Origin of the sequence: Elstera sp. (assembly GCF_044372965.1) — a bacterium.
Classification (GTDB): domain Bacteria; phylum Pseudomonadota; class Alphaproteobacteria; order Elsterales; family Elsteraceae; genus Elstera.
Map to the genome: position 1 here is coordinate 1 of NZ_JBILQX010000129.1, position 10,342 is coordinate 10,342.

Annotated in this window: 13 protein-coding genes; all 13 read right to left on the reverse strand. The window is 64.5% G+C overall.

The annotated features are described in order from the left end of the window. Positions 1 to 77: 77 nt before the first annotated feature. Positions 78 to 437: a hypothetical protein gene (locus tag ACIQ36_RS14495; protein ID WP_395830507.1), complete on the reverse strand. Its 360-nt coding sequence runs from the start codon at positions 435 to 437 to the stop codon at positions 78 to 80. Between the two features lie 111 nt (positions 438 to 548). Beyond that, the gene (locus ACIQ36_RS14500; protein ID WP_395830509.1) at positions 549 to 1,382 is read right to left on the reverse strand and encodes a DNA adenine methylase; all 834 of its coding nucleotides are present in this window, start codon (positions 1,380 to 1,382) and stop codon (positions 549 to 551) included. Between the two features lie 176 nt (positions 1,383 to 1,558). Then, complete coding sequence (locus ACIQ36_RS14505) at positions 1,559 to 3,610, reverse strand: hypothetical protein (protein ID WP_395830511.1); 2,052 nt, start codon at positions 3,608 to 3,610, stop codon at positions 1,559 to 1,561. Next, complete coding sequence (locus tag ACIQ36_RS14510; RefSeq protein WP_395830513.1) at positions 3,610 to 4,158, reverse strand: hypothetical protein; 549 nt, start codon at positions 4,156 to 4,158, stop codon at positions 3,610 to 3,612. The genes ACIQ36_RS14505 and ACIQ36_RS14510 overlap by 1 nt, the downstream gene beginning before the upstream one ends. Positions 4,159 to 4,258: 100 nt before the next feature. Beyond that, the gene (locus tag ACIQ36_RS14515) at positions 4,259 to 4,522 is read right to left on the reverse strand and encodes a hypothetical protein (protein WP_395830515.1); all 264 of its coding nucleotides are present in this window, start codon (positions 4,520 to 4,522) and stop codon (positions 4,259 to 4,261) included. Beyond that, positions 4,519 to 4,761 carry a hypothetical protein gene (locus ACIQ36_RS14520; protein WP_395830516.1) on the reverse strand — a complete coding sequence of 81 codons (243 nt, stop codon included), beginning with the start codon at positions 4,759 to 4,761 and terminating at the stop codon, positions 4,519 to 4,521. The genes ACIQ36_RS14515 and ACIQ36_RS14520 overlap by 4 nt, the downstream gene beginning before the upstream one ends. Further along, a complete protein-coding gene (locus ACIQ36_RS14525; protein ID WP_395830518.1) occupies positions 4,718 to 5,218 on the reverse strand; it encodes a hypothetical protein in 501 nt (166 codons plus the stop codon). Before ACIQ36_RS14525 ends, ACIQ36_RS14520 begins: the two co-directional genes overlap by 44 nt. Next, on the reverse strand, positions 5,218 to 5,922 hold the full coding sequence (locus tag ACIQ36_RS14530; RefSeq protein ID WP_395830520.1) for a structural protein: 705 nt from the start codon (positions 5,920 to 5,922) through the stop codon (positions 5,218 to 5,220). The genes ACIQ36_RS14525 and ACIQ36_RS14530 overlap by 1 nt, the downstream gene beginning before the upstream one ends. A gap of 60 nt (positions 5,923 to 5,982) precedes the next feature. Then, a complete protein-coding gene (locus ACIQ36_RS14535) occupies positions 5,983 to 6,369 on the reverse strand; it encodes a hypothetical protein (protein ID WP_395830522.1) in 387 nt (128 codons plus the stop codon). Between the two features lie 11 nt (positions 6,370 to 6,380). Then, on the reverse strand, positions 6,381 to 7,367 hold the full coding sequence (locus tag ACIQ36_RS14540; protein WP_395830524.1) for a hypothetical protein: 987 nt from the start codon (positions 7,365 to 7,367) through the stop codon (positions 6,381 to 6,383). A 57-nt stretch (positions 7,368 to 7,424) separates the two neighbouring features. Beyond that, the gene (locus ACIQ36_RS14545; protein WP_395830526.1) at positions 7,425 to 8,351 is read right to left on the reverse strand and encodes a putative Ig domain-containing protein; all 927 of its coding nucleotides are present in this window, start codon (positions 8,349 to 8,351) and stop codon (positions 7,425 to 7,427) included. Positions 8,352 to 8,353: 2 nt separating this feature from the next. Next, positions 8,354 to 9,745, reverse strand: a complete 1,392-nt coding sequence (locus ACIQ36_RS14550; protein ID WP_395830528.1) for a hypothetical protein — start codon at positions 9,743 to 9,745, stop codon at positions 8,354 to 8,356. Between the two features lie 60 nt (positions 9,746 to 9,805). Continuing rightward, on the reverse strand, positions 9,806 to 10,342 hold a 537-nt coding region (locus tag ACIQ36_RS14555; protein ID WP_395830530.1), incomplete at its 5' end, for a hypothetical protein.

The following is a 10,342-nucleotide window of genomic DNA, read 5'->3' on the forward strand; positions in this document are numbered from 1 at the left end:
TTTTAAGTGTTTGATATATAAAAGAAAAAGCGGGACGCCAAAAAAGCGCCCCACATTCTGCCCCACTTTTGCATGCGCTATGCCGCCGCGAGCATTTCCTCGGTCGCAGCCTTCATAAACGCTTGTAAATATTGACTTTTATAGGGAAGCCGATAGACGCGCGCCGTTTCGGTTGAAATCCGGCGGGTTTGCCAAAGGCGCACCGTGCTGGCGATAGCCTCCGGCAGCGTTTTAGCTTCGGTGAGTGCCGCGCAAACATCATCGGCGAAGTGGCGTCCGTGGCCGCTATCGAGGAACGCGCGAATCTCTTCAGCCGTTGCGCCGGTGGCTGCGGTCAGCGCGGCAAAGGCAAGCGCCCAAGCCTGAACCGAGTCGGCATTCGCCCGGCCCATCGTGCCAAAAAAACCCCATGCTGCGTTTTGCGTTTCTAACATCATTGCCCGGCCCTCCGTTTGCGTTGGTCCGACCATCGCTCCGGAGCCCCTACTGTCGGAGCGCTCAAAGAGCGCATCCGGGATGCTGGGAGAGCATCCCGGATGCAAAGGCCCCTAACGGAACAAAGCCCCCTGCGATACCATCGTCGGCTCCCGGCTAATCAGCAATTCAGCCGCCGGAACGCCCTCCCCGCCGCTTAATGAATACCGAAGCGTAACCGGCTCTATATGGCACCCCGCGTAAAGCGCGCGGATTTCCGGCGTATCGTTGATCGAGAGCAACCAGCGCGATTTCAGCCCACGCAGACGCGCCGCTAGGTCGGCATGATCCGCCGGGGAAAAGAGCGATGGGCCGTAGTATCCCTCACTCCCGCTGTAGGGTGGATCGAGATACATCAATCCATCCGGCGCATCGTACCGATCCAGAAAATCGCGCCAGTCAAGGCACTCGATTGTCACCCCCGCCAGCCGCCCGTGAACGGCCCGCAGAAGCCGGGGGAGCCCATCCGGGTTAAGCCGCCCCGGCGAGCGCGGGTCAACGCCGAACACTTGCGAAATGACCTTGCCGCCGAAGGCCAGGCGCTGAAGGTATAGAAAGCGTGCCGCCCGCTCGATATCGGTCAGCGTCCAAGGGTTTACCGCTGCCAACCGCTCAAACTCTGCCCGGCTGGAAAGCTGCAAGGAGAAATAGTCCAGAAGCGCCGGAAGGTGCCGCTGGGTCACGCGAAACAGGTTCGCCACATCCTCGCTACGATCATTAATCACCTCAACGGGACTGCGCCAGCCCCGGCGGAGAAACACCCCGCCCATGCCTAGAAACACCTCCATATAGGTTTCGTGGGGCATTGCCCGCAGGCGCTCCACAATTAACGGCGCAAGCCGCCGCTTTCCGCCAACCCAGGCAGCCAAAGGCACCGCCGGGGTAGCGGGTGTTACACGCATCGACATTTTCAAGATTTCCGATACAAAGTCCGCGCCCTGCAGGGCAGGCGGGACGGTTTTACCGTGCGCGGCTCAAACGCGCGGCTTGGGGTGGTCGCACACCCCGGCCCCCGCTGATTGCAGGGGGTTTAGGAATTTTGATTTGGCTGCTTTGACGCGGCAGGGCTCCGGGGCACTCCCCCCTAAATCGCCCCTGCCGCCGAAACACTCACATGGGTGCCGCCGTTATTCACCACATCAGCCCCCGTGCCGCCGGTCGCAACCGCGTAGGTTTTCAGCGTCACGCGGGTCGCGTCCGTATTGGTGTTTGCCAGCTTGAAATGCCCATAGCCGGGATCTACGCCCGCATTGAGCATCCCCCCACCCATAACTTCCGTCAGCACTTGTCCGCCCGGCCCCGTGCTGCTCAAAGCACTATTGTTGCTCAGCACATTGATCGGCGCATCGTGCCCGTGGCAGTCAATCAAGAGCAGCCGCTGGGTTAGGCCCGCCGCCGGGTCGCCGGAATTGGCAAAATTCCCCGCCGCGTTCCGCGCGCAGCGCATGCCGCGCACGGTAACATCGGCCCCCGCCGTCAACGCCGCCACCACAACCCCATATTTGCCGGTATCGGTAAGCTCGCCACCCTCGATGACGGCATTGCATGTGTTGTGGATCGATACCCCATCGCCCACCTTGGCCCCGCGCCCGCGAATGCCCGCAAAATACAGGCGGGGGCGGCGGCTCACCGGGCCGCTCGAACTTTCCACCGTGGCATAGAGATCGTTGTAAACCCCGACGACATTCGGCGCGATGGTCTCGCCCGAAGCGTCGAGATAGCCGATGCCGGAGGTGGTGAGCGAACCCTCGCTATCAATCTCGACAATCCGAAACCGCACCCGATCCAGCGCCAAGAGGTAAGAGGTTGCAAAGCGCAAGCGCACCCCAAGAATCTTAGTGTAGCAATCCTTGGCCGCGCCCGGCCCGTTGGCGATAATCAGGCAAGAGGTGCGATTAACCAGTTCCAGCGGCAGGCTGTTCGGGTCTGTGCCGCCCCAAGGCCGAATGAAGAGTTTCTGCGCATTTGGCCCGGTATTATGCACACTTGTTTGCCCTTCGGCCAAAGCCGCCGGGTCGGTATCCTTCGGGGCAACGCCGTACATTGTGAAGGGAATCACCCCGTCCACGCGGTTCGGATCGATCACGCCGCCGTTCGGCTGGTTGAGAACCCCGTCAAACACCCAGCCGGTGCGGTGCCAAACCCCCGCCACCCCTGGCGTCGCAACCCAGCCGCCGGTGACTAACTCAGATCCGTAGATCGTGCAGTCATCGCCAACCGAGGCGCGGATCACAACCTCGTCAAAGCCGGTAAAAACCGGCGGACGCCCGCGATGCGCCCCGCGCGCCACAATCTCGATCCGCCGCAGCCCGGTTGCGTTCACAAAATCTTGTAGCCCGGCAAAGCTCGGGTAGGGCCTCGCCTCCGTCCCATCCGCGCCGGTTGCCGATGCCGCGCTATCGACCCAAAAATAACCCTTGCGGGCATTATCCAGCACCGAGAACCGCAAAATGCGCAGGCTTTGGCCCAAGGCCGTCAGCCGCCCGCCCGCCCAAAGGCAGCCCTCGGTTAACCCGGAGACGGTGAAGGTTTGACCTGTAGGCACGCCGTTTTTAAATGGCGTCATTGTGGCCGTGCTGGGGTCGGCCCCGAATTTCCAAACCATGCGCAGCACATCGTTCTGGGTAATATAATGGGCAGGAAGGTTGTATGCGCTGCTGGGCGATACGGCCCAAGGGGTGATCGTCGCCGCCGACGCATTATTGACAACCATCGAGCCGTTGGCGCGCCAGGTAATCACCACCGCAGCGGCACTATCGAGCGTCCCGTAGGTCAGGCCACCAACCCCGAAAAAGAACCCGTCCGCCGCGCCGGGAACGCTGGTGAACTGCGCCTCTACAATCACGGTCCGATTGGCAAGCTGCTGGATGGGGATCGACGGGCCGACCATTTGCGTGCCCGCCGCCGTGGTGGCGAGGGTGAGGGCATCGGCGCTGGCCGTGGCGCTATGGGCCGTCGCGGTGCCCGCCAGTTTGCGCCAGCGCTGGGGCCGCTGCCATTCGGTCGTGTAAGGAACCGCGCTATCGCCCACAACCCCCGCGCCCGCCGGGCCTTGCGGGCCAGGGGCACCGTCATCGCCCGGCTTGCCGCCACCCAAAATATCGAGCGGGCCAATTAAAGCACTCACCGGCAGCATTACGCCCTCCCGCTCCCGCCGCAGAAATCTCCAGCGGCGGTAAAATAAAAAGTCTCGGTTGTGCCATCGGCATAGGTAAGCTGCTTATCGCGCTCAGGGTCGCGCACGAGCGGCACCCCGCCCACCGAAACCCCAACGATCACGTCGCCCGCAGCCCCGGTTATCCGGGTCGGCAGCGGCACATTGGTAATCGCCACCGCCCCCGATACGCCCCCGCCGGAATCGCTCCCGCTGCGGTCGATATCGGCCCCGCGAAGGGTGACGCGCGCGAGCCCGGTAAAGCCCGGACCCGCCCGCAGGCGCACATACACCGCGCCCTCGGCCAAGCCGCGATAGGCGCCTGCCGCCGTAATCTCGGTTTGCGCCGCGCCGCCCGGCAAAGGTTCGACCGGCAGCGGTCGATAGGCGGTATCAATCGCCCCCTCCACCAGCAGCGGGCCGCTAAATGTGCCGCTAACCTCAGCCGCGAACCCATCGACCTCGTGCAGCGAGAGAATCAGGCTTTGCCCTGGCCCAATCTCGCCTCGGGTGAAATTGATCGTGCTCATCGCCAGCGCCACCCCCAAAACACCATCGTCGCTTCGGTCGCCGCCACCCAGGGCAGCCAATAGGCCCCCGCAAGGGCCGCAAGTGGATGAATGTAGGGGCTCATGCCGCCTTCTCCCGCAAACCCGCTGCCTTGCGCTCGAAATACGCCGCGCGCGCCAACAGGGCGGTTTGCTGGATCGCCCGCGCTGCCGCCGCATCGGTGGCGAGATCGCCCAGGGCCGCGCGATAACACGCCCCGCTGGGCAACCGCACGCCGTAGGCTGCATCGTCGGCGTCCGGTAAGGCCGTAAGGGTCGCGGTGTGGATTTCCTCCGGCGATTCGAGCCGAACGAAGAAAACCGGCTGGTTTCGGCTCAAGGTCATGGCGTCATCTCCTTCAAGGGGGTTACGCGCTCCCGCACTGCGGCCAGCCGCGCCGCACAATCGGCGTGCGCGGCATGAAGATCAGCCACCCAAAGGGCGGCATCGCGCTGGGTTGCCCCATCACCCGGCGGCGCGGGGGCATCGGCACAGGTGAGCAGATCGGGCGGCAGGGTCAGCCGCTCGACGGTCGGAACCTCAACGATCCGGGTTATCGGCGGCGGGGCCGGTGGGGCCGCCAAATCGCGGAGTGATCCGCACGCCGACAGCATCACCGCCGCGCACAGCATCGAGAGCTTTCCGAAAAACCGGGGCCAATGCCCCATCATCCGATTCCGGGGCACGGACTATCTCCTGTTTGAGTTTTTCCAGTCGCGCGCGCTGTTGATCGGCCGTTGCGCGCACGCGGGCGAGGGTTTCGAGAGTGGCCGCGTGATCGGCTTGCACTTGGCGCAGGGCAAGCGCCGTGCGCGCTTGGGCATCGGCGGCCCGGATCGTCTCGCGCGCCGATTCTTGGAGCAGCCCATCGCGTGCCTTGATTTCCGCATCGCGCGCCGCGATGGCGGCAGACTGAACGGCAATCGTCGCGGTCAGGCGGGACAGGGACAAATACCCCGCCGCAACCGCCGCCAGGACGGCCAACACCGCCCCGGCCCGCAGCCACCCGCCTACCCCCGTGATCCCGAGGAGCGCCAGCATTATGCCGCCTCCGGCTTGGGCCGCAGCGTGCGCCACGCCACATAGGCCGACAGCAGCACGCCCGCGACACCCAGCGCCGCGAGCGGCCACAAATAGCCGGAGGATTCCAGCGCCGCGCGCAAGTTGGGCTCGCTGGCGATAGCCGCTGCGGTCGAGGCCACGCCCAGGCCAGAGATGCCGGGCGAAGCGACCGCGCTTTTCTTCGGGGCTGGTGGCGCGGTGGGTGACGGAACCGCCGGAGCCGCCGGATTGACGATCCCGCCCCGGCGCAGCATTTCGTCAATTTCGGCAGGGGAGTAGATCACCCGCCCGTTTTCATGGCGGATGATCGCTTCAAGCAAAGGGCGCATGTATCGATACTGATGCACATCGATGACCGCACCGGGATCGACGCCAACCGCGCGCGCAACCGCATCAACATAGACATTCGTTCTGTTTTCGTTTGGCGGGGCGTAGGTCTCAATTAGCCCCCGAACAGTATTTTTTCCCTTATCATCCTGGTAGTTTTGCATAAGCACCACTACCGCGCGGCCACCATTCAACGGGCTATCAAATCGCGCGAACCGGGGCCGGGTCGAAGGGTTTGGGGGCGGTTCGATGCCGAGTTGCCCCACCCATTTATTGCGCGGGCTGTAGTCAATATTGCCCGGATTGTTATTGCGCTCGCCCCGCGTTGGTACGAGCGCAGCTTTGGCCTTAGCCATGATCCACCTCATAAAAAAAGCGCCCCGAGGGCGCGTGATTGCTTGGAATTAAAGGCCGGGCTAGCCGGTCCATTTTTTGAGGGCGGCGATAAGCTGCTCCCAGCCGCCCCCCGCAAGCCACCCGAAGAGCCCGCTTCCGCCCACCGTCGCGGCAGGTTTCAGCAGGCCCGCCTTGGTTGCCGTCGCGGCAGGCTCCGCGCCTACTGTTTGATTGCCGGAAGAAATGTTGACATCGACCGCCCCGCCACCCCGCAAGGCCGTTTCGGCATCGCGCAATCTCGCGCTGGTTTCTCGGTGACGCTGATCAGCGTTTTCAGCGCGAACGCGAACCTCCGTCGCCAGCTCGGCGACCTGATGCGACAGAAGGTGCATCTGCTCCTCAAGCCGACCTCGCCACTGTTTTGCGTCCTCAAGCTTATCGAGAATGCGCTTTAATAATTCCTCCATCCCCACCCCCCCTAATTGCGCACGGCAAGGCAAGCCGGAACGCCGAGCGGCGCAGGCAATGCTTGTGTCGACGATGGGCCGGTGACGGCATTCAGCAGATAGGTACTACCAGATGGCCCCAGCAGCACGAACCGCCCGCCCTGCGCCACAATAGGGCGTTCGGCCTGATAGCCCTCAGGAGACGCCGGGTAGGAGGTTGTAATCGCCTGGAAACTCTGCCCAGCATCGGTCGTATACCCCGCGAACGGGTCGAAGTAGGCATAAGCCAGCACAACGCCATTGGCGTAGGCGGCTCCCCGGTAATAGCCGGGCGTCAGCACGCTGGCATTGCTCTGGTCAAACCAAGTCGACCCATCGGTCGACCGCGCCATTTTTGAGCCGGGGGCGGTGCTGGCGGGGCCGAACCATACGCCGTTGAGATGGGCGATTTGAAATTTGTAGCCTTGCGCGGTCGTACGCGCCACCGTCCACGCCGCGCCATCGCTCGCGCGAAAGTGCCATTCCGTGCCGGTTGCAATGATCGAGGCCCCCGCCTCCGACCGTTCGAACGACAGCGCGGCGGCGCTCGCCGGAATCGTCGCCCCCTGCACGGCCCAGCTTTGGCCGCTATCGGTCGATTTCAGCACGGCCAGAGCCGCGCCATCCCAGCCAACGCACCACCAAGCGGCCCCGCGCCAACGCAAGAAACCGAGCGTGGTATAGCCCGAGGGCAGTGTCGGCACGAAACTCGACCAGTTGATCAGATCGGGCGAGGCGCGCATCACGCCGTCCGTTTGATCCCAGACCAGCCAGCGGTCGCCATAGTCGGCGCTATCGCCCTTGATGCCAGGGATCAGAACCCACGGCCGCCCCGCCCCCAAGGACCGGGCCGCGCCGCTCTGGCCGACCGCGAGCAAGCGCTGTATGATGCTGTTATTGACGGTGATCGAAAAATTCCGATCGGCAAAAGCGCCGCTCGCCGCCGTAGCGCGGGCGGTGAAATTATAGACCTCGGGCATAGTTTCCCCCCTCCTTTTTGGTGTTGGCCTATCGCGCAGTCGCGCTACTTGAGGCCGCTAAGAAATCGTGATGGTGTAAGCCCGGCTGCCGTAGCTGCCATCGGGGAGCGTTTTTGCAACCGTGAAAGCGTAAGCGCCGGGCGCGTTTTCAACGCCCACCGTGCCGCTGATAAGCCCGGTGCTGCGATTGAGGATCAGCCCCCACGGCAGCACGCCGGATAGAAGGTACGAGAGCCCAATTTCCGGCACCGTGGTTTGCGCAATGCTCACGCTCGCCCCCACGGCGAAGGTGCCGAGATCGGACGATACCGGCGCGGACCAAGTATAGGTTTCGAGCGGGTCGAGGGTGGAGCCACCCACATCCGCCGGGCTGCCTGTCAGTGCGCCGGTACTGCGGTCGAGTTGCAAACCCCAGGGCAGCACGCCGCCAACAATGTCATAGGTCTCCGCGCCGCTGGCACTGAGACTAAGGCTCGCCGCCTGCCCCTCCCAAACCACCCCAAGGCTCCCCGCCGCCGTGCTCCAAACCGGCGCGGGGCCTGGGCTATCCTCCGGCCCGCCGATCACGGCCAGCGTGCCTGCGAGCGCGCCCGTTGCCGAATCGAGCGTCACCCCCCAGGGCAGCAGGCCAGCGCGCACAACAAACTCCACCGCCCCCGTCGCCGCCAACGTCACGGAAAAGTCGCCGCCCTGGGTTGCCGTGCCAAGGCTCCCGGCGGCGGTGCTCCAGGCGGGGGCGCTTGGCGCGGGGGTTGGTGTGCCGGTGATCGTGTCTACCGCTAACACCAGGCCGGGCGGCAGGCTCCCGGAGGCAAGGGTATAGGCGCTTGCCCCGCCCGATGCGCTTAGCGCGTCAAACACGCCCAGGGCCAGAAGCGTTTGTGTGTAGGGCGCTTCCCATTCAGCCCCGGCTAACGGGTCGGCCGTCACCCATTCGGGCGGCGCACCATCGCCGCCCATCAACCGATTCGTAAGCGTGCGCATCACTATTCGTCCTTATGGGTAACGGCCACGTCCCAGCGCGTTTCGCCCGCAAGCCCCTGGATTTTAAAGCGCGTGCGCCCACCCCCCGTTAGGCATACGCCTTGCGCGAGCCCATTGTGCCAGCGCAAATTTTGCCCCGGCTGCGCTTGCAAAATCAGTGCGTGATTGCCGATTCCATCCTGATCGACCACCAACTCGAACTCGGTTTGCGTGTCCGGGGCCGCGCTGCGGTCCGGCAGCACAAGCGTGCTATCGCCCAACAGCCGCAGCCGATACAGCCGGGCGGGCAGCAGCGTCGCCAGCACCAACGGACCATTGACCTCGATCAGCGGTTGCGCCTCGATCAGCGCGCCGCTGAGGGTGGGCGCGGCCAAACGCCGACCGGCGAGCAACGCCGAAACGGGGGCTTGAAACACCCCGCCCGCCACCGACACCATGATTTTATCGGTATTCAGCAGCCCCGCGCGGGGGGGCAGGGCCGCGATAAGCCCGGCCAAGGGCTGCCGGAAGGGCGCGCCGGTATTGGTATCGTAGCAAAACAGCCCCGCCGTCTGCGCCGCCACCTGCCCGCTGCCATCGGGCAACCGCAGGCCGCTGAGGGAGAGCGCGGGAGCCGCCACCGTGCCGCCAACGACGAGGCCGGAAATCACGCTCGCCGTGATCGCCCCCGCGAGGCCCGCCACCAGCGCCGCCCGGCTCACCCGATAGTGCAACCCGCTGGCCGCGCTTTGCAGCACCAGCATATCGTTCGCCCCCACCGCATCGGGCAGTTGGGTGAGCCCGTCGATTTTTACAATCCCGCGCAGCCCGAACACGCTGGCGACCGATTCGGGTCCCCATTCGGTCAGCAAGCGCCAGTTCGCCAGCACGGTCGGGTCGCCCGCGCCCGACAGCATGTAGATTTCGATATAGCCGGGTTTCAGCGGATCGTTGGATGGGCGCAGGCACAAATCGCCTTTTTGCGCATCCAGCGCCAGCATCTCGATTTCCGTGGCGGCATCGAAAACATCCATCACAGCAGCCGGGCCAAGGTCGCCCGGCGCAATTTTGCCGTCCGGCCCGCGCGTGACCACCGACCCCGCGCCGGTGGTACTCAGCAGGGCGGCGCTGCCAAGCTGCAACATGCCGCGCACGCTGGCCGGGCTGGTCGCGCCGAGCAGCGCCTCGCCGACGCTCGAAAACGGCACCGTGCCCGCAAGCCCCTGATCCGTGCGCCGCACCAAGCCCACGCCCGTCAGCGCCGCCAGGGATTGCAGCATTTGCGGGTAAGCGACCGGCGTGCCGAGGATCTGATAAATCTCGGCGAGCATATTATTGACCTTGCCGAAGGCACTGAGGAAGCTTTCACCATCGTTCGGCGCAAGCGAACCGAAGTTTAGCGGTGTGAATGGCATAATACCTCCAAATAAAAACCCCGCCGAAGCGGGGTATATTTTCAGTGAAGACTGTCGTTTTTACGGAATATCGAGAATCAGGAACTTGTTCGCCTGATACTGATAGGCCGCGCCGTTTCTGTCGTAGACCGCGCCGATATAGCGCCGCCCCCCAACCGCCAAATCATTGACGAAAAACGGGTCGGGGACCGCGCCGATATCGGCAAAGCTCGCGCCATCGCCGGAATGGAAACTCCGCGTCGACCGGCCCGCAATCACCAGCCCAGCAGGCCCGCAGGCAGGCACGGGTAAGGGGATTGCGGCGGGCAGCGCGAGCGTGTCCCACAGATCCGCCTGGGCCGACCGCCACACCAGGGCCTGATTATCCGGCAGGGCAAAAAACCAGCCCGGCCACCCGTCCGACGCGCGGTCAAGCCCCGCCACCACCCGCCACGCCCGCCCCGGCAACAGATCACCGGTGAGAAACGTCGCGCCCGAGGTGCGCCGATAGGCGCGGGTTTGGCCCGGCCCGCCATCGTCGAACAGGGCGATTAGGCCCGTCCCCAACCCGGCAATATCCCGCCAGTTCGCCGCAACCGGCAGCGCACTGCCCGCCCA